We start from the raw sequence: 20,044 nt of genomic DNA, 5'->3' as shown, positions 1-20,044 counted from the left end.
CCCCTTTCCACTTCTAGTCTACGTAAAAAGTAATGTTTAAATTACTCTGCGCCTTCTTCTTTTGGCTGCTCAGCGTTAGACTCTAGTGCTTCTTTGATACTTAAACGTACACGACCTTGACGGTCTACCTCTAATACCTTAACTTTTACTTCTTGGCCTACAGTTAAGTGATCAGACACGTTATTTACACGCTCTGTGCTGATCTGTGAGATGTGTACTAAGCCATCTTTGCCAGGAAGTACATTAACGAAGGCGCCAAAGTCAACGATACGGATAACTTTACCAGTGTAAAGCGTACCTACTTCAAGTTCAGCTGTAAGGGCTTCGATACGTGAGATAGCTGCTTTTGCGCTATTACCATTCGTTGCAGCGATCTTGATTGTACCGTCGTCTTCAATTTCAATCGTTGTGTCTGTTTCTTCAGTAAGCTGACGAATTGTCGCACCACCTTTACCGATAACTTCAGCAATCTTCTTCGCTGGGATCTTCATCGTGTAGATACGTGGAGCAAATTCAGATAACTCTTCTGAAGGCGCAGCAATCGCTTGATCCATCACACCTAGGATGTGTAGTCGAGCCGCTTTCGCTTGGCGAAGTGCGATTTGCATGATTTCTTTGGTGATACCTTCGATCTTGATATCCATTTGTAGTGCAGTTACACCATTTGCTGTACCCGCTACTTTAAAGTCCATATCACCTAAGTGATCTTCGTCACCAAGGATGTCAGAAAGTACAACGAAATCTTCGCCTTCTTTTACTAGACCCATCGCGATACCAGCAACTGACGCTTTAACTGGAACACCCGCATTCATCAGCGCAAGTGAAGTACCACATACTGATGCCATTGAAGATGAACCGTTTGATTCAGTGATCTCAGATACTACACGTACTGAATATGGGAATTCAGCTAGAGTTGGCATCACTGCCGCAATACCACGCTTAGCTAGATTACCGTGGCCGATTTCGCGACGCTTAGGAGAGCCTACAAAACCCGTTTCACCTACACAGAATGGAGGGAAATTATAGTGCAGCATGAAGTGATGCTTGTGAGTACCTGTTAGGTCATCTAGCATCTGCGCGTCACGCTCAGTACCAAGAGTTGCTGTTACAAGTGCCTGAGTTTCACCACGAGTAAAGATTGCAGAACCGTGAGTACGTGGCAGTACACCTGTCATTACGTCTAGTGCACGAACCATGTCTGGTTCACGACCGTCGATACGTTTTTCGCCAGCGATGATGCGGCTACGTACAATTTTCTTCTCAAGTGAGCTGAATTCTTTACCTACCACTTGCTCATCTAGTGACTCGCCTTCAGCAACTTCAGCGCCTAGTTTTTCAATAACTTCTGCTTTTGCTTCAGAAAGTGCTTCTTTACGTGCAACTTTGTCAGTAATACGGTAAGCATCACCTACTTTTTGTTCAGCGATAGCCGCAACTTTTTCGGTAAGTGTTTGGTCTTTTTCAGGTGCAGTCCAATCCCATGCAGCTTTACCAGCTTCAGCGCCGAATTCTTCGATTGCTTTGATGATAGCTTGTGATTGCTCGTGACCGTATACAACAGCGCCAAGCATTTCTTCTTCAGTCAGTACTTCAGCTTCTGATTCAACCATTAATACTGCGTTTTCGGTACCAGCAACAACCAAGTCAAGCTTACTTGTCTCTAGCTCTTTAAGAGTTGGGTTTAGTACATATTGACCGTCGATGAAACCAACGCGCGCTGCACCTAGAGGACCATTAAATGGAATACCCGAGATAGCAAGTGCTGCCGACGTACCAATTAACGCAACGATATCTGGTTGAATTTCAGGGTTTACAGAAACCACTGTCGCGATAACCTGAACTTCGTTTACGAAGCCATCTGGGAATAGAGGACGAATTGGACGGTCGATAAGACGAGCAGTTAATGTCTCACCGTCTGAAGGACGACCTTCACGCTTTAAGAAACCACCAGGGATACGACCCGCAGCATACATTTTTTCTTGGTAGTTAACAGTCAGCGGGAAAAAGTCTTGACCCGGTGCTGCTTCTCTTTTACCAACTACAGTAACAAGTACTGAAGTATCGCCAATGCTTGCAAGTACTGCGCCGTCAGCTTGACGTGCGATAGCACCTGTCTCTAGAGTCACCGTGTGTTGACCTAGTTGAAATTCTTTAATAATTGCTTGCACAATATTTTCCTTACTAAATTGTTTTTCAACGTCAACAGGGACCAATCACAGTCTTAAATAAACTCATCATAATTTACTTAAGCACTACAATTGGCAGACCAATTGACGCTCGTTTAAAAGTATTTTTAAACGGTTGTAAGTATACTGATAGAACAGCCACAAAAAAAGGGGCTTATTAGCCCCTTTTTTGCTGTTGGACAAATTTCCAACAAGAAATCAAAAATATTAGCGACGTAGGCCAAGCTCTTTGATTAGTGCAGCATAACGCTCAACGTTCTTACCTTTTAGGTAATCAAGAAGGTTACGACGCTGGCTAACTTTACGTAGAAGACCACGACGTGAGTGGAAATCTTGCTTGTGGTTAGCGAAGTGACCTTGTAGCTTGTTGATGTCAGCAGTTAGAAGTGCAACTTGTACTTCTGGTGAACCTGTATCACCTTCTGCACGTGCGAACTTTGCTACGATTTCTGCTTTTTCTTGATTGCTTAGTGACATAATAACTCCAAAATAAGTTTAGTAATGCTTTAGCCGATCACTAATTCAGCCAAAGCGGAAGCTGGCGGATTATATCAGTATAAACTTCCATTGCATAGGGGAATGTTACTATGATTCTGTTTGAGCCGAAGACAGCGCCCGTTTTGCTTTCAATAACCCTTGTGGGTTGCGCTCACCAATGCCAACAAATTTACCATCGGCAACTACTTTTACAATGCCATCAGGTAAGTTAGCGACTGTAACCGTTTGTCCGTGACCAAAAGCAATACCTTGTTCAGCGGTAATATCAACAACCGGCAGATCAACCAAAGCCGTATCCATTGGCAGTAATAATTCATCCAAATAGGTTGAAGGTGCTACCTCTTGTGCTTTAGCTTTCTCAAGTAAGGCTTCCAACTCAACTAAAGTAATCATTTTATCACTAGGATAATGACCAACCTCGCTGCGATGCAGCATAATCACATGGGCACCACACCCAAGCTTTTCTCCTAAATCATCGACAATAGTACGAATATAAGTGCCTTTAGAGACATGTACTGTCATTTGGATTTGTTGAGTTTGCTCGTCGTATTCATCTAACGTAAAGCGATAGACATTAATCTTGCGGCATTTTCGCGGAACTTCAATACCTTCTCGGGCGTATTTGTATAGCGGTTGGCCCTGATATTTGAGCGCCGAATACATTGAAGGGTACTGATCAGATTCCCCCAAGAAACTGGCAATCTCTCGTTCTAGCTGTTCAAGCGTTATGTCCACTGGCCGCGTTTCAACAATCTCACCATCAGAATCTGATGTCGTTGTGCGTTCCCCCAATTGTGCTCTCACTACATACGTTTTATCGGTATCGAGTAAAAACTGAGTGAACTTAGTTGCTTCACCAAAGCAAATTGGCAACATACCGGTTGCCAAAGGATCCAAAGCGCCGGTGTGACCCGCTTTTTGTGCAAAGAAAATGCCCTTCGCTTGCTGTAACGCTTTATTGGAGGAAATGCCTTGCGGTTTATTTAATAACAGGATGCCGTCAATCGCACGGCCTTTGGTGCGACGCGCCATTATTCTTCCTCTTGGTCTTTATCTCCAGACTCCGGACCACGCTTTGCGTTGTCTTCTCTGATCACAGAGTCAACCAAGTTAGAAATACGCATACCTTCCATTAACGAGTTATCGATAACGAATTTCAGTTCCGGCATAATACGAGCACGAATACGCTTGCCTAACAGTGAACGAATATAACCAGTTGCTTCATTCAAAATCGCAACGCTTTGTTTCGTTTTGTCTTCATCATTGGTATTTAATACAGTAATAAATACTTTTGCATAGGACAGGTCACGGGATACTTCAACAGCTGATACTGTTACCATGCCCAGTCTTGGATCTTTAATTTCGCGTTGTAATATCACCGCAATTTCTTTTTGAATCTGCTGTGCGACGCGATCTGTACGAGAAAATTCTCTCATTTTCACCACTTAAAATTTCAAAATCTATGAGATCACAAATGGGGGCTAGTGCCCCCATCTCAAGTATTTTAATAACTTACAATTAAAGCGTACGCTCTACCTGTACAGTTTCAAATACTTCGATTTGGTCACCGACTTTAACGTCGTTGTAGTTCTTAACACCGATACCACATTCCATACCGCTACGAACCTCAGAAACGTCATCTTTAAAGCGACGTAGTGACTCAAGTTCACCTTCATAAATAACTACGTTATCACGAAGTACACGGATTGGTGCGCTACGTTTAACTACACCTTCAGTTACCATACAACCTGCAACAGCACCGATCTTAGGTGACTTGAACACATCACGAACTTCAGCAAGACCAATGATCTCCTGCTTAAATTCAGGTGCAAGCATACCTGTCATTGCTTGTTTCACTTCTTCGATTAGGCTGTAGATAACGCTGTAGTAACGTAGATCTAGGCTCTCAGCTTCAATGACCTTACGAGCAGACGCATCTGCACGCACGTTAAAGCCGACGATAATAGCATTTGAAGCCGCTGCAAGGGTTGCGTCAGTTTCAGTAATACCACCAACACCAGAACCTACAATCTTCACTTTCACTTCATCTGTAGACAGTTTAGTCAATGAATCAGCGATTGCTTCAATTGAACCCTGAACGTCTGCCTTAAGAACGATATTAACTTCAGATACATCGCCTTCGGTCATGTTAGAGAACATGTTCTCTAGCTTCGCTTTTTGCTGACGAGCAAGCTTCACTTCACGGAATTTACCTTGACGGTATAGCGCTACTTCACGTGCTTTACGCTCATCACGAACTACCGTTGCTTCATCACCAGCCGCAGGAACACCTGATAAGCCTAGAATCTCTACAGGGATTGAAGGACCAGCAGTCTTGATTTCTTTACCATTTTCGTCGCGCATTGCACGAACGCGGCCATACTCTAGACCACACAGTACAATATCACCTTGATTTAAGGTACCAGATTGAACCAGTACTGAAGCAACTGGACCGCGACCTTTATCAAGACGAGATTCAATTACCACACCCGATGCCATACCTTCTTTAGATGCTTGTAGCTCTAGTAGCTCAGACTGCATCAAGATAGCTTCAAGTAAGTCATCAATACCAAGACCTGTTTTCGCTGAGATATGAACAAACTGAGTTTCGCCACCCCAGTCTTCTGGGATAACATCTAGCTGAGCTAGCTCATTCTTAACGCGGTCAGGGTCAATACCTTCTTTATCCATCTTGTTTACAGCAACAATTAGAGGTACTTCCGCAGCTTTTGCGTGTTGTACCGCTTCTTTCGTCTGAGGCATTACACCATCGTCCGCTGCAACAACAAGTACAACGATATCTGTCGCTTTCGCACCACGAGCACGCATTGACGTAAACGCCGCGTGTCCAGGAGTATCAAGGAAAGTAACCATGCCACTGTCTGTCTCAACGTGGTATGCACCGATGTGCTGCGTGATACCGCCTGCCTCACCGTCTGCAACTTTCGCTTTACGGATATAGTCAAGTGTTGACGTCTTACCGTGGTCAACGTGACCCATCACCGTTACTACTGGCGCACGAGGTTCAAGAGAACCTTCTTCGTTACGGTCACTTAGTACTTTTTCCTCTAGCTCATTCTCTTTTACTAGAACAACTTTGTGACCCATTTCTTCAGCAACTAGCTGCGCCGTTTCTTGATCGATCACTTGGTTAATCGTAACCATGTCACCCATCTTCATCATTGTTTTAACAACTTCAGCGCCTTTAACTGCCATGCGAGACGCAAGCTCTGCTACCGTGATTGTTTCACTGATACGAACTTCCTGCTTCACTTCTGCAGCTGGCTTTTGGAAGCCGTGTTGCAATGATGTAGGCGCTTTCAAGCGGCCTTTTTTGCCTTTGAGCTTTTTAGCATTTGCTTCAGCGGCTTCATCTTTTGCTGACTTTTTCTTCTTCTTACGACGTGCGCTCTTTTCTTCGCGTGCATCAGACTCATCTTCCGCTTCACGTGCGTAAGTTGAAGTTGTCAGGTGGTGATCTGCGCTTTCTTCGCGACGAAGACGTTCCTCTTCTTCCGCTTTCCAACGAGCTTCATTTTCCTCAGCTAAACGACGAGCTTCTTCTGCTTGACGTTTTGCTTCCTCTTCTGCCTTTTTCAGGGCTGCTGCTTCTGCTTCTTGACGTAGACGTTCAGCTTCTTGACGTTCTTTAATTTGTTGCGCGCTATCCACTTCTTTACTCTGCTTATCTTTGGCTTGACGTTCAGCATCCGCTTTTCGCTTCGCCTCTTCTTTAGCTTTGCGCTCGGCTTCCTCGTTGGCCTTGCGTTCCGCTTCTTCGCGCGCGTTGCGCTCCGCTTCTTCTTTGGCCTGTTGCTCTGCTTGTTGCTGAGCCATTAACTCTGCTTCTTTGCGCGCAGCTTCCTCTGCAGCTAAGCGTTCTTGCTCTTTTTGCTGCTCGATTGCGCTCTTTTTAACGTAAGTGCGCTTCTTACGGACTTCTACAGATACAGACTTTGCTTTACCAGACGAGTTAACACTCAATGTGCTTTTACTCTTACGCTGTAGAGTCATACGCTCAGGACCGGTTGAACCAGTGCCACCGTGTTGCTTGCTCAAGTGATCAAGCAACGTCGCCTTTTCGGATTCAGTAACTTGGTCGCCCTCGGCTTTGGTGATCCCTGCATCTTTTAACTGTTGTAGTAATTTATCAACAGTTGTACCAATACTCTCGGCTAGTTTGTTAATGCTCACTTCTGCCATACGTGATGTTACCTCCGTTAATAAATTACTCTTCGCTGAACCAGCAAATGTTACGTGCAGCCATGATCAACTCACCAGCTTGCTCTTCAGATAACTCAGAAATTTCAACTAAGTCATCAATACCCTGCTCAGCAAGGTCTTCAAGTGTAACTATGCCTTTGCTAGCAAAAACAAAAGCGGTGTGGCGCTCAAGTCCTTCCAATGCAAGTAGGTCTTCTGCAGGTTCTGCATTTTCTAAGCTTTCTTCATCGCGAAGCGCTTTTGTGGTCAGCGCATCTTTCGCACGACTACGTAGCTCTTCTACGGTATCTTCATCCAGACCATCAATTTCTAAAAACTCAGCGACTGGTACATAAGCCACTTCTTCTAGTGAAGAGAAGCCTTCATTGATCAGTAGCGCCGCAAAATCATCATCGATGTCTAGATTTTCAGTGAATAGATTAACCAGTTTATCTGACTCTTCTGCGCTCTTGCGCTCCATCTCTTCCACTGTCATTACGTTTAGTTCCCAGCCTGTAAGCTGGCTTGCTAAACGAACGTTTTGACCATTACGACCAATTGCTTGTGCTAAGTTGTCTGCTTCTACAGCAATTTCCATGGTGCGTGTATCTTCATCCATTACGATTGAAGCAACTTCAGCTGGTGCCATTGCATTGATAACAAACTGTGCAGGGTTATCATCGTACAGCACGATATCAACACGTTCACCACCAAGCTCTGAAGAAACGGCTTGTACACGAGCACCACGCATACCAACACACGCTCCAACTGGGTCAATGCGTTTGTCGTTTGATTTTACAGCGATTTTAGCGCGAGAGCCAGGGTCTCGAGCTGCACCTCTGAGTTCAATCATTTCCTCGCCAATTTCTGGAACCTCAATGCGGAATAATTCCATCAACATTTCTGGCTTAGAGCGTGTCACAAATAACTGCGCACCACGCGCTTCAGGCTTCACTTCATATAATAGACCGCGTACACGGTCGCCTGGGCGGAAACTTTCGCGTGGTAACATATCCTCGCGATAAATTACCGCTTCTGCGTTGTTACCTAGGTCGATAACAATTGCATCACGTGTTGCTTTTTTCACAACACCCGTTACAAGCTCACCTTTTTGATCTTTATAAGCATCAACAACAAGTGCACGTTCAGCTTCACGCACCTTTTGTACGATAACCTGCTTTGCCATCTGAGTTGTAATACGGTCAAACTTGATTGACTCTATTTGCTCTTCAACAAAGTCACCTAGCTGAATTTCAGGCTCGTCAACCTGCGCCGCTTCAAACGTAATTTCCGCATATGGGTTCTCTAGAGACCCATCTTCTTGAGGTTCAACGACTCTCCAACGACGGAAAGTATCGTATTCACCTGTTTTTCGGTCGATTGAAACACGCACTTCGATTTCACCGTCGTGCTTCTTTTTTGTTGCTGTCGCTAGTGCGAACTCTAATGCTTCAAAAATCTTTTCTCTTGGGACTGCTTTTTCATTGGAAACAGCTTCTGCCACCAACAATATTTCTTTTGCCATAGGTAATGCCTCGCTTGCCCTTTTCCTTCGCACTCAAAGTTAGAATTTTGCGATGATATTGGCACGTTCAATATTGCTTAACATCAAGATAAAATCTTGGTTATCAACTTTCAACGTGATCATATCGCCATTAACTGCTACTAAGTCGCCTTTAAAATTACGGCGACCTTCTTGCGGAAGCTTTGTACGCAAGCGTACTTCTTCTCCCACTGCTGCCTCATAGTGAGCTTGTTTGAATAATGGTCTGTCAACACCAGGAGAAGATACTTCCAAACTGTATTCGTTCGTAATCGGGTCTTCGACATCTAAAATTGCACTAACTTGACGGCTAACCTCAGCACAATCGTCAACGTTAATGCCGTTTTCATGATCGATATACACACGAAGTGTAGAATGACGACCAGCTTGCACAAACTCAAGACCGAGTAATTCAAAGCCACATGCAGCAACTGCTGGCTCCAACATTTCAGTCAAATCTTGCTCGAGTTTTGACACAGAACTCCTCCATACAAACAAAAAAAGGGCTTAAAGCCCCAAATCATAGCTGCTTGATCATGGGCTCAGCATACACCTTGCGCCAGATACAACAACGCCCCGAACCAAGCGGGGCGTCACACGAATAACAAACTGTGTGGCCAAAGGCCGTGCTTGGTTTGCGAGCTATCTCAGCCACATTAACCACCTACTTACAAAAATGCAGATGTTTAAACGCAAAACGCGCATTACAAAGAATGCGCGAAATCAAAGAACTCAATCTTTAACTTGGTTGCGGGAGCCGGATTTGAACCGACGACCTTCGGGTTATGAGCCCGACGAGCTACCAGGCTGCTCCATCCCGCGCCAACACATAAAATTGTTTTACTTCTATTTTAAAGAAGTGGCACTTAAAACGCCTATATATTAGCTCTGGGAATTGTAAGCATCCCAAAAACACTGGCAATCATACCGAAAATTGAAAAACTCGGTGCAATCGCTTAAATATGCTGCGTATTATAGAGACAGTACACTTAGATAGCAACCTTGATTTAGAACTATCTGCCTCTGCCGCATCTTGTTATCCACATCCATTACACAATTGACCTTTCCGACCTTATCAACTCATCCGTCCAGTTTTATTTTGACACATTTATTTATAACAAAAACGATACATTTGATCCATAATTGGGGACAGTGAAATCATAAAATACATAAAATAAAGGAAAACTCCATGAGAATGGTCATAAAATCCAGCACATTGGCTGCATTGTCTATCTTGAGCCTAGAAGCATTTGCAGCTCAGTGTGAATCAGCAGGCCCGCAAACCCCCAGAGATATAGACAGTGTTAAAGGTGATAACAAACGCGTTTTCTCTTTAGCACCGCCAAAAGAGGAGCTAAACCTCTGCAATATCCATTTCCATAAAAATGCAGAACACAAAGCGAAAGATTTTTCGATAGCGTCTAATGACCCAAAATACGGAGGCTTTCAATGTAATGCAACAACCAGCCTTAGTGCGGCAGAGTTAGCGCCGGTTGAAGGAAAAGTATGTAACAACGTCAAACCAGGGGATACGATAGAAGTACACTGGGTGCACAGTTCATGTGATGTAAAACCAGGGCCAACCCTCGGGGCTTGTCTTAATGATAGTTGTGCAAACCCTGACTTACGTGTAGAGACACAAGTCTTTTTAGTCGTTAACGATAAGAATGCGCAGGACTTTACTAAATTAGATTACCAAGGCCAAGTTAATGGCTACCATCAAGCGGGCGCATTGCCAACCAATACTGGCACTCCAGTTGAATTTTTGGGTTCCACAACAGGCCCTAGCTACAACAACCAGCAATGTTCACCATTACAAGTGAGCTGGAGCGTACGCCCTAATTGTGCCAAAGTTGACATCAATAGCCTTGCACGTTGGTGTGAAGACAACGCTTTTGATGAAGATCATGCCCATGGGGTACGAAAATTAGTCACCGATCCTAAGCTGCTATCACCCATCAAGCAATAGAAACTAATATACTTAGGTTGCTCAGTGGCTTGCCTAGTAATCTGAGCAACCAATAAAGCCAACCGCTTTTAGGTAACCCTATAGGCCACGCTTGGTTGTTTATGTGAGTTAGTACACCACTGGCTCACATGATCTATGGTTCAAATTTATCGTTCTCTCATCTCACATAGAAAAAGTAAGAAAAATCTCACAAAAAAATATCAAAAAGTCTCGCATTTTCTAAAATCGACTATACTCAATTCAAGGTTTAATACCAATTGCAGTAAATAAATAACCTGATTTGAAGTTGGAAATCGCGTTGCCAACCAAACAAGGCGTTGCTACCCGTTATTTTAAATAAGAATACGTAAGGCAACGAATAACGCATTAAAACTTTAAAATCGTTAGGAAATATACTCAATTGGTATTATGTAATTTGAGCAAAGGATCCGCTCTTCATCAATTTGAAGAGGCGTCTATGAGCATTACTCCATATCAGTATCAACTGTTAACTCAGACTCTTGCGAGTATCCGGCCTAACTTTCATGGCTTTTGTACGTCTTGGTATAATCAGCTCCAACATTATGATCTGCGGATGCAGATCCCGAACAACGCCGGTCAATTGATTATTTGGGAGCATCAAATATTTGATTTTGTTCAAAGTTGCGTAATGCGACTGCCACAACAATCAAACTTACTACATTACTTAAGGCAACAAAAAAGTACATTGCTGTTTATGGGAACATCGGAGCGAGATATTTCAGCGTTATTGTTCACCTTTATTAACACGCTGAAATGTCATCTTGGTCGGCATTTTACCAGCGCAGCAAAAAATGCTTGGAACAAGGCACTGCTGTTAGTAGAAAATATGCTTCGATCTGAGCTTTTTAAACGAAGCAATGTAGTAGAGTTACAAGAGTTCAAAAAGGCTCAACAGCAAGCAAATTAGCTCGCTTAATTCAGAGTTGCGCATGATAAAGCGCTCAAAATCAAGTGTGGAACTGCGCAAACTAAGCGTGACTTCTTGACGTTAGCTTATTAGACTTCCTTAAAATGTTTTTATAGGAAAATGATATGCTAAGAGCGGCTATATTTGCATCTACTTTGGCCTTGTCACTGGCAGCATGCGATGTGTTTGAAGACTCAAAAGCCAAAGTTGAGGCGAACTATTTATCTCAACACCAAGAATTACAGGAAGTGGTTGAACAAATAAGAGACAAAGGCTTAGAATCAGTGCAAGCATCAGCCGCAGCAGGCAGTATTGCGGCTTGTGTGGCTAATAATCTCGACGCTGACCCAATGGGAGCTCTTATTTCAGTCGAAGGTGCGCTACAAGACAGTGCCAATCTGAGCGATTTACTTAATTCAATTGCGCGTTTAAGTGATCAAGAAATCTCGATTGAACAGTTTCCGGAGCTATTACAGCAAGGTGCTGACACAGTCAGATATTTAAAAACCTTGCTTGAACAATACGACTTATCTGAGCTTAAGCAGCAAGCAAGTGCTTTGTTAGAGCAAGGTCAGACTAAAACGCAGGATGTAGGTGCTCACTTACGGTATTTAATTGAGTCTTGCCAGAAATAATACCAATTTGTTTGATTAAGCTTTCTATAATGAAGTGAGAAAAAAAGTTATGCTTTAGCAACAATGAGCTAGAACATTCTTTACACAAACTTCAAGTTAAAACGAGAATTTCTAACGCTGTTAGCGTCAGATTTCCCCTTCAAATTGAGATAAGTATTAAAATTAATTGGCATAACTGACCAACTTTATCCCCTTTTCCGTATAGAGTCTTATTGTTCTACTATCGATCGAGAGTAAGTGTGAAAATAGGACTCTATGTTTTTGATAATGATTGTCGTTTAAAAGATAACCCCTCACTTGTTACCCTAGCATCGCAGGTTGAGCGTCTTATTTGTGTTTATTTACCCAACAACAACATCTGGAGCAGTAGCAAAGCACAGTGTTCAAAATCCGTTCCAGCTAGTGCTTATGAAGAAGCGACGGTGGCTGCATTAAAACAGGAATTAGACGCTCGTCATCAAGCGCTCTATATTGTGCCTGAGGCAAATAAATTGCAGGGGTTGGTAGCAATTATCCGCAACTGTGCTGTCACACATATTGGCCGCTCGGTACACTCAGGAGCAGATGAACACAAATACTGGCTACGATTGCAAACACACTGCCCTAAGGTAAAATTCATTTCAGAGTACGCTCATACTCTGTTCACGCCTGATATGTTGCCATTTTCTCTCAATGAGTTGCCACCGAGTTTTACACCTTTTAGAAAACGCGTTGAAGCGTTAGTGCCTAACGAGCCGTTACCTGCCCCGCAGTTACCCCCAAAACCACCTAATACTTCAACTTTAGTCAAGTTCACAGCAACGGGAGACTACAGCGGGGACTTTTATGCAGGAGAGAAGCAAGCGCAAGATAAGCTTAAACAGTATTTCCAAACTGACGCAGCCAAGCAATACAAAGAAACGAGAAATGCGTTGTGCGGCGACGGGTTTTCGACACAATTTAGTCCCATCCTAGCAACAGGTGCAGTGAGCCCTCGCCAGGTTAAGCACGCCCTTAACCAGTTTGAACATCAATATGGTGCGAATGAGTCAACCTATTGGATCTGGTTTGAATTGTTGTGGCGTGAATACTTCCAGTGGTATGCACTCAAACACCAACACCGGCTATTTGCATTTACAGGTGTGAAAAATAAAAAACCGACAACCAGTTTTTATCCAGAGCGTTTTCAAAAATGGTGTCAAAGTAAAACACCCAGTGCATTTATCAACGCCATCATGACCGAACTCAGAGAGACTGGCTGGATCTCAAATCGTGCTCGCCAAATCACAGCAAGTTATTTTGTCAACGAGCTGCAACTGGATTGGCGCTACGGTGCGGCCTTTTTTGAACAAAATCTTATCGACTATGACGTTGCCGCAAACTGGGGGAATTGGCAATATATTGCGGGAGTTGGCGCTGATCCCCGTGGCGGTCGCCATTTTAATCTAGCAAAGCAGCAGTCAATGTTTGACCCCAACGGTGAATATATAATGCGCTGGCGCGGTACATCTCATAAGCTATTAGATACCCGAGATTATGTAGATTGGCCGTTGGAGGAGTAATAATGTCTGGACTGAACAGTAAATACCAAGGACTAAGACTTATCCTTGGCGATCAGCTAAACGCCAAACATAGCTGGTTTTCACAAGAGAATAAGAACGAATACCTTTATGTGATTGCAGAACTGCAACAGGAAACAGACTATACTAACCACCACATTCAAAAAGTGTGTGCTTTTTTTAAAGCAATGGAAAATTTTGCCAAAGCACTCACTAAAGCAGGTTATCACGTTCTCCATTTAACCCTCGACGACACTAAACAATATGATGATTTGCCGGCGCTCGTTACTCATCTATGCAAAAAGTTTCAGGTAGAAAGCTTTGAATATCAAAGACCCGATGAATATCGACTCTTAAAGCAACTCGGCGGGCTTTCTCTCGATAATTTGCAGTTACGCACCGTAGACACTGAACACTTTTTAGTACCGTTTGAAGAGTTGGATACCTATCTAAAGCCAGCCAAACACACGACCATGGAGTTCTTCTATCGGAAACTAAGACGGCGCTTTAACGTATTGATGGATGAAGATGAACCTGTCGGTGGCCAATGGAATTTTGATAGCCAAAACCGTAACAAATTAAAGAAAGCAGACCTTGATTCAATCCCGGAGCCACTATGCTTTGCAAACAATGTCAGTGACATTATCGACCGCTTAGAACGACATCAAATCAACACCATAGGCAAAGCACAGCCTCTATTAATTTGGCCAACAACTCGCACACAAGCCCAGGAACTATTAAGTTTTTTTTGCGACCATTTGCTGCCTTTATTTGGTCAGTTCCAAGATGCCATGACATGTCATAGTGAGCACAAATGGACGCTTTATCACTCTCGGCTCTCATTTGCCATTAATGCTAAAATGCTTAGTCCCAAACAAGTTATTGACGCAGCAATTGCTGCCTACCAAGAAAACTCTAACATTGATATTGCACAAGTTGAGGGGTTTGTAAGGCAGATCCTGGGCTGGAGAGAATACATTCGTGCAGTATATTGGCTTAACATGCCAGACTACAGCCATAAGAACTACTTACTTGCACAGCGCAAGCTCCCTGAGTATTTTTGGCATGGTAAAACCAAAATGCGCTGCTTGAGTGAAGCTATTAACCAAAGTCTTGAATATGCGTATGCCCATCATATTCAAAGATTAATGGTAACAGGTAACTTTTGTCTATTAACTGGAATAGACCCAAATCAAGTAGACGATTGGTACCTGGGGATTTATATCGATGCCATCGAATGGGTAGAAATGCCAAATACCCGCGGTATGACCCAATTTGCCGACCATGGTATTGTTGCAACTAAGCCCTACGCCGCAAGTGGTAACTACATACACAAAATGAGCGATTATTGCCGTGACTGTCATTATGACGTCAAACAGAAGTCAACCGATAATGCCTGCCCACTCAATAGCCTTTACTGGCATTTTATGGTTAGACACGAAGATAAGTTTGGCAAAAACCATCGCGTAGGTATGATATACCGCAATTGGTATAAACAAGATGAACAAACGCAACAAGCGACTCTTCGCAGAGCTGACTGGTGCTTGAACAACATAGAGTCATTATAATGGTTTATTGCTGACAATCAGCTATGGAGTGACACACGTAAAGCTTCAGCGTGTCGGTTGACGACTACCCACAGAAACAACGAAAGAGCATCGATAAATAAAGCGTTTGGTCTCGTATAACAAGATTAGAACAGACGCCAACGACGCTTTTTCGTTTTCACTTTATGCACCCAATTTACCTCAATAGTGGTCACGGCTAGCACATCTCGACTTTTCTTTGAGATCAGCTCATAACTCAAGCTCTCATCGGAGCTAAAATCAAGTTCATACTTGAAGGTGTCAGCTTTAGCCCAACATTGCAGTATTTTTTTAGATAAGCTTTCTCTAATGCAGTAGTCACCTTCACTAGGCGCATTAACTGTCACTTTAACATCAGCATAGCACGTCCTCCCCTGGTTTAGGGCAACACATTTGCTCGGTACAGCATGCAGTATTCCCACAGTTTCTATCTCTTGCGCTTGCAATTGATAACTCAAGAGCATACTCAGAGACAGCACAATCCATGTGATCAATTTAGAAAACATATTTCACCCCAGTAAAGAAGACTCTGGCATGACGAGAACGAACTAATGGACTATTTAGCGTATCTTGCGAACCAATCAACCATGAAGCACCGGAGCTAAACACCCAGTCTTCTGCAATAGGGTAATTGAGTTGCATCTGAATAAACGCCGATGTCGATGAGCCCGGAGTGTATGGCGTAAGGTATTGGTTGATCTCAGTCTCAGAGACCCCATAGAAGTAATTGTGAAAATTGCTGGAGTAATAGTTAGCGCCAAAGTTGAGCCAAAGATCCCAATTTCTTAACTCAAAATTGCGTGTTGCCTCAACGTGAAATACCCAACCATCAGTATCTCCAAAAACATCGTAAACGACTTCAGCAACGGCTAAAAACTCACCAACATGACGATAATAGGAAAAACCAATTGAGTTATCTTGATCGCGTTTTTTTATTCCTCTAAGCTCTGGCACCACGTCATCGCTATCATGGTAGCCTCGCTCGGAAAACGGCAGCATATAACTACCGTAAATGGCATCGATCCCCCACTCACCGGTATTAATAATTTGATAGCCCACATCAGAGCCACCAAAAAAATCTCCAGAGTGAGTATTTAGATAAAAGTTTTTATACTCTATTTTGGCATCAACGAGAAAGGTACCATGCTTGAACGTCGAATCTGTTCCGATCAACTCAGGCATTGTCATATCAACGTAAAACGCGCCCACACTCAGCTGCCATGCGAACTCATCCTCAAGATCATCGCTTGGTTCCTCGCAAACGCCATAAAGTGGCAAGAGTAAACTAATTATTATTAGTAGTTTTTTCATAGTTTCTTTGTTTAGTGCACATGTGCCTAAATTCTACCCGAGATCATACCTGACCCATTTGTGACCAACAAGCATCTTAATATACTTTTTAACAGAATCCACATTTAACTTTATTTTAATATTTATTTCACATAGATTGTGTCAAATAGCCCACTTTGCTTATTCGAGCAAATGAAGAACTAATTAAAATAAATGAAAGGCGAACTATGAAACACTATCTACTATCTGCTGCACTGCTCTTTACAGCTGGCCACAGCGCAGCTTTCAGTCAAGAAACACACAAACGTATCGTGATTGATGCCGTTAACTACATGGCAAAAAACCCTACAACTACTCGGTACGCAAAGTTACAAGCGTATGCCCAAGCTAATGGGATGTCGGTCTCGCAACTTGCCAATGTTTTAGGCCAAGCGGCATTCGATGTAGATGATTTTGAAGACACATTTTTTTGCGGTGCTATCACGGGAGATTGTGTGCAAGCACCGCTATGGGGGGCTGCAGAAAGTATCGTAAAATATACAAGTTATTGGCACTTTCAAAACCACACACAGGGAGCAGATACTCACGGCAATGACTTTGGTGGCTACAACTACCAAAAACTGACCGTATGGGGAGCCATAGATAACATGGCTGCGACTTGGTTAAAAGGTGATTATCTAGATGATGGACACGGTGGTGAAACGGGTTGGTTTAATGCCGATGACAGCGAATATAACAGTTACGGAGTTACTGAAAAAAACTACCGTATCGACAGTCACTCAACATATAGCATGTATGATGACTTTGAAGAAATGCCATTTCAACCTATCGATAATTTAGGTCAATATTGGTATCAAAGCTATGTAGAAAGCGGTAATCCGCAAGTATTAGGTTTTGTTTTTCATACCACCGACTTACTTCAACCACATCACACATGGACAACCTCAGATCTCAATCACTCTGGTTGGGAATCTTGGGTGAAAGATTATTATGATCAAGAGTCGCTAAATGACTTTAGCTTGGTAAAACAAGCAATGACAAGCTTTAGTGCCGTTGATACTCATTCGACTGATATCCGTCCATTACTAACCCAAGGCGGTGCTTTTTCATACTCACAAGGTGGCATAGTACTCAACTCTAAGGATCATTATGATCGTGTGAATACAGCAAAACAGGTCATCCCTCATGCAATCGCTATGGTTGTTCACCTGTTAAATCACGCCATGGACGTGAGATAATGCGGTTTGTCTTACTTTTCTTGGTAAGCAATTTTTGCTTACCAAGCTTTGCATCACCTACTTTACCGCCAACACTACTGCCCTTGATCCATAAGTTGTACTTGGAGCAAGGTAGAGAATTCACCTTGCAGCAAACAGAAACTCAATTGCTAGAAAACCAATTCCTTCTCTGGCAGGCTAAGCGATTTAACCCAAGCATACTTGACCGTCAATCCAGTGTTGGCTTTAGCACTGAGTATCATATCGATAAATTTCTCGCAGCTGCGTTACTTGATTGGTTCACTGAGTTAAAGAAAATAAAAAAGCAATCCAATCCATTGCCGATTGATAGTTCACAAATTAAAGCACTGCTTGGAACCTATCCAGCAGATGGCCAGTATACAACCGAGCAATTACTCAAATGGAAACAGATTAAGCTGACAAACTCATCTGCGCTCTCCCTTGAGCAAGTCATGCTCAGCCAATCTATGCAGAATCGGTTTAAATTACATCAAGGAGATATTAAGTTGCTTCGTGCCATTGTGGAGCAACGCCTCTATCAGCAAGCTCTATTCAGCCAAGCCCGTGCTCATCTAAAACAACACAATCTCAACTTATCACAATTACGGCAAGTTGTGGCAGGTGAGCTGTTAAGACCAAGCATGTTAGCTTACCTTGGCGTCAAAGAAGAAATGCATGGAGCAACGAGTGAATATGTTGAGGCATTACGCGCTGAAATCCCGATGCAAGCAGTCGCTAGTTATTACGCTAAGCATAAAGATCGTTTTAGGTATATACAACAGGTCGATGCTATCGCTGCCAAGTTCAAAAGCAAACGAGATGCAGAGCAATTTAGTGCTTATACCAAGGCAAATTCGTGGCAAAAAGCAATCGACAAGTTTAGCCCTTCTTTGGTGTGGAAGTCGGTGCCCAAACCGCTAACACGACAAAGTGAACCTAAATGGGAAACCCAATTAGCATTTAGCAATAAACATGGTCAAATGACCCACAGTATCCGAACCCCTACCGGACAGTGGCTAGTATTATTCAGCACCTCTCCCGTCTATGGATATTATGATATAAATAGTGAGACAGTGCGCTATCAAGCCATGCTCGCGCTTACACAAAGCTTTGCTAAAAGTAAGTTTGAACAAGATTATCAACAATGGAAGCGAACAAATAACGGAACGATATTATGAAATATTGGCAGGTAGCCGTTGCTATTTTTCTTGGTTTAATCATCGCGCTATTTACGCTGAAGTATGCCAACAACAGTTGGCAGCCCCCCCAGCCCAGCCCATTAAGAGAAATACAGGCAGATCCGCTGACTGCTGAATTTCCCACAGAGCTACGCGCAAAGAAGGACACCTCACAGCCGACACCGAGTAAAAAAGATGATTCGTTTACCATAGCCCCTATTCATCCGCCACAGTATTTACCGCCCATCAACAATGCCTCCAAAAATGAGCTTCAATACCAAGGTGATTTAACTGACCCCGAAGCGTACCAAGCATACTTGGATAACAAAGAGGTACAGTTAAAACAGGCGTATATTGCTGCTGTGGATAGCAAAGTAGAACAACTCGACGCATTACTCACTCGTGGTGTTCAAGCAGGGTTACCTGAAGCACAACTACAAGAAGCAAGAGACAAAATCTCTGCACTTCAGCATATGCAAAATACACTACGAAAAGAGCTAAGTGATAACTGAAGCTAGACGCTAGAACCTACTGACCTTTGATAGGTTCCCCTTCATCACGTTGTCAATGCACGCGTAATTTAGTGCTGCCATTCGCTACATTTGGATTGCGCAGCACTGCATTTATGACCACATCCTGTTGTCCACCTTGATAATATCCGATGATTTCTTCAAGCACCTTTTTAGGTGTACTGGGGTTAGAGGCCAATGCTAAATGGGTACTGAAGTCTCGTCTCAAACTTAAATAGGTTAACGTCACCGCCGAGGTATTCGAGTTGCTTGCAACCGCGATATCAATCACATCACCATGTTCTGGTAAATAAGAGACTAGTTTTTCCAACTGTGTCGGCGTGGTGCTTATGTCTTTTGCTTGCTGCAACACAGAAGTATGCTGCTTCATGTGTAGCAACGTATAGGTAGCGATACCAATAACACCAAGCCACAACACTAGGTGCATATATTTTATGGTGATCACCAATCCATCAACGTGCATATGGTTGCGAGCATTATGTATTTTCAAGAAAAAATAGCTAAAGATGCTACTCGACAAAAAAATCAAAAAACTATAAACCAACATCATATCGATACCCGACTCTCCCGAGAAAGGTGAAAATGGGATCTGGTGATGGAACTGTGCAGACATGCCAAATAATAGCGTATAAAAAATCGTTGTTATACCAAGCGACAAGCCTCCAGATTTTAGCAATAGAATAAGCTTATCTTTTAATTCCATATCGCTACTCGCTATCGTG

Annotated in this window: 18 protein-coding genes and 1 tRNA gene; 8 read left to right on the top strand and 11 right to left on the bottom strand. The window is 43.1% G+C overall.

The window, feature by feature from the left end; genetic code table 11:
• Positions 1-41: 41 nt before the first annotated feature.
• The 8 genes from pnp to J8Z24_RS04870 all read right to left on the bottom strand — a co-directional run bounded on the left by pnp (position 42) and on the right by J8Z24_RS04870 (position 9,252).
• Positions 42-2,168 carry a polyribonucleotide nucleotidyltransferase gene (pnp, locus tag J8Z24_RS04905; protein ID WP_252095383.1) on the bottom strand — a complete coding sequence of 709 codons (2,127 nt, stop codon included), beginning with the start codon at positions 2,166-2,168 and terminating at the stop codon, positions 42-44.
• A 225-nt stretch (positions 2,169-2,393) separates the two neighbouring features.
• A complete protein-coding gene (gene rpsO / locus J8Z24_RS04900; protein ID WP_125252181.1) occupies positions 2,394-2,663 on the bottom strand; it encodes a 30S ribosomal protein S15 in 270 nt (89 codons plus the stop codon).
• 108 nt (positions 2,664-2,771) lie between these two features.
• Positions 2,772-3,716 carry a tRNA pseudouridine(55) synthase TruB gene (gene truB / locus J8Z24_RS04895; RefSeq protein ID WP_252095382.1) on the bottom strand — a complete coding sequence of 315 codons (945 nt, stop codon included), beginning with the start codon at positions 3,714-3,716 and terminating at the stop codon, positions 2,772-2,774.
• Positions 3,716-4,120 carry a 30S ribosome-binding factor RbfA gene (gene rbfA, locus J8Z24_RS04890; protein WP_128732041.1) on the bottom strand — a complete coding sequence of 135 codons (405 nt, stop codon included), beginning with the start codon at positions 4,118-4,120 and terminating at the stop codon, positions 3,716-3,718. Before rbfA ends, truB begins: the two co-directional genes overlap by 1 nt.
• Positions 4,121-4,202: 82 nt before the next feature.
• Positions 4,203-6,887 carry a translation initiation factor IF-2 gene (infB, locus tag J8Z24_RS04885; protein ID WP_125252184.1) on the bottom strand — a complete coding sequence of 895 codons (2,685 nt, stop codon included), beginning with the start codon at positions 6,885-6,887 and terminating at the stop codon, positions 4,203-4,205.
• A 25-nt stretch (positions 6,888-6,912) separates the two neighbouring features.
• Positions 6,913-8,412: a transcription termination factor NusA gene (nusA, locus tag J8Z24_RS04880; protein WP_125252185.1), complete on the bottom strand. Its 1,500-nt coding sequence runs from the start codon at positions 8,410-8,412 to the stop codon at positions 6,913-6,915.
• A 39-nt stretch (positions 8,413-8,451) separates the two neighbouring features.
• The gene (gene rimP / locus J8Z24_RS04875; RefSeq protein WP_099642059.1) at positions 8,452-8,907 is read right to left on the bottom strand and encodes a ribosome maturation factor RimP; all 456 of its coding nucleotides are present in this window, start codon (positions 8,905-8,907) and stop codon (positions 8,452-8,454) included.
• A 268-nt stretch (positions 8,908-9,175) separates the two neighbouring features.
• Positions 9,176-9,252: transfer RNA gene (locus tag J8Z24_RS04870), tRNA-Met, on the bottom strand.
• A 367-nt stretch (positions 9,253-9,619) separates the two neighbouring features.
• Here J8Z24_RS04870 and J8Z24_RS04865 point away from each other — a divergent pair.
• From J8Z24_RS04865 to J8Z24_RS04845, 5 genes are all read left to right on the top strand, one after another.
• A complete protein-coding gene (locus J8Z24_RS04865; protein ID WP_147389122.1) occupies positions 9,620-10,399 on the top strand; it encodes a delta-class carbonic anhydrase in 780 nt (259 codons plus the stop codon).
• A gap of 457 nt (positions 10,400-10,856) precedes the next feature.
• Entirely contained in the window at positions 10,857-11,327 is a 471-nt protein-coding gene (locus J8Z24_RS04860) for a globin family protein (RefSeq protein WP_125252187.1), read from the top strand.
• A gap of 125 nt (positions 11,328-11,452) precedes the next feature.
• Positions 11,453-11,962, top strand: coding sequence for a hypothetical protein (locus J8Z24_RS04855; RefSeq protein ID WP_252095381.1), 510 nt, complete (start codon positions 11,453-11,455; stop codon positions 11,960-11,962).
• A gap of 239 nt (positions 11,963-12,201) precedes the next feature.
• Positions 12,202-13,503, top strand: a complete 1,302-nt coding sequence (locus tag J8Z24_RS04850) for a DASH family cryptochrome (protein ID WP_176032955.1) — start codon at positions 12,202-12,204, stop codon at positions 13,501-13,503.
• 2 nt (positions 13,504-13,505) lie between these two features.
• On the top strand, positions 13,506-15,068 hold the full coding sequence (locus J8Z24_RS04845; protein ID WP_252095380.1) for a cryptochrome/photolyase family protein: 1,563 nt from the start codon (positions 13,506-13,508) through the stop codon (positions 15,066-15,068).
• Positions 15,069-15,193: 125 nt separating this feature from the next.
• On the opposite strand, the gene J8Z24_RS04840 is transcribed toward J8Z24_RS04845, so the two are convergent.
• Both J8Z24_RS04840 and J8Z24_RS04835 read right to left on the bottom strand, forming a co-directional pair.
• Entirely contained in the window at positions 15,194-15,592 is a 399-nt protein-coding gene (locus J8Z24_RS04840; protein ID WP_125252191.1) for a DUF3019 domain-containing protein, read from the bottom strand.
• Positions 15,582-16,397 carry a MipA/OmpV family protein gene (locus tag J8Z24_RS04835; RefSeq protein ID WP_125252192.1) on the bottom strand — a complete coding sequence of 272 codons (816 nt, stop codon included), beginning with the start codon at positions 16,395-16,397 and terminating at the stop codon, positions 15,582-15,584. Before J8Z24_RS04835 ends, J8Z24_RS04840 begins: the two co-directional genes overlap by 11 nt.
• 206 nt (positions 16,398-16,603) lie before the next feature.
• Here J8Z24_RS04835 and J8Z24_RS04830 point away from each other — a divergent pair, with 206 nt between their 5' ends.
• The 3 genes from J8Z24_RS04830 to J8Z24_RS04820 are packed head-to-tail and all read left to right on the top strand — an operon-like array spanning position 16,604 to position 19,304.
• Positions 16,604-17,614, top strand: a complete 1,011-nt coding sequence (locus tag J8Z24_RS04830) for a phospholipase C/P1 nuclease family protein (protein ID WP_125252193.1) — start codon at positions 16,604-16,606, stop codon at positions 17,612-17,614.
• Positions 17,614-18,792, top strand: coding sequence for a peptidyl-prolyl cis-trans isomerase (locus J8Z24_RS04825; RefSeq protein WP_252095379.1), 1,179 nt, complete (start codon positions 17,614-17,616; stop codon positions 18,790-18,792). Before J8Z24_RS04830 ends, J8Z24_RS04825 begins: the two co-directional genes overlap by 1 nt.
• The gene (locus J8Z24_RS04820) at positions 18,789-19,304 is read left to right on the top strand and encodes a hypothetical protein (RefSeq protein ID WP_252095378.1); all 516 of its coding nucleotides are present in this window, start codon (positions 18,789-18,791) and stop codon (positions 19,302-19,304) included. Before J8Z24_RS04825 ends, J8Z24_RS04820 begins: the two co-directional genes overlap by 4 nt.
• Before the next feature lie 52 nt (positions 19,305-19,356).
• On the opposite strand, the gene J8Z24_RS04815 is transcribed toward J8Z24_RS04820, so the two are convergent.
• Positions 19,357-20,025, bottom strand: coding sequence for a hypothetical protein (locus J8Z24_RS04815; protein WP_252095377.1), 669 nt, complete (start codon positions 20,023-20,025; stop codon positions 19,357-19,359).
• Positions 20,026-20,044 lie beyond the last annotated feature (19 nt).

This window comes from Pseudoalteromonas sp. SCSIO 43201, assembly GCF_023716725.1.
In the GTDB taxonomy this organism is placed as follows: Bacteria; Pseudomonadota; Gammaproteobacteria; order Enterobacterales; family Alteromonadaceae; genus Pseudoalteromonas; species Pseudoalteromonas peptidolytica.
The sequence above is the reverse complement of the archived record's forward strand: the minus strand, read 5'-3'. Positions and strand labels throughout refer to the sequence as shown.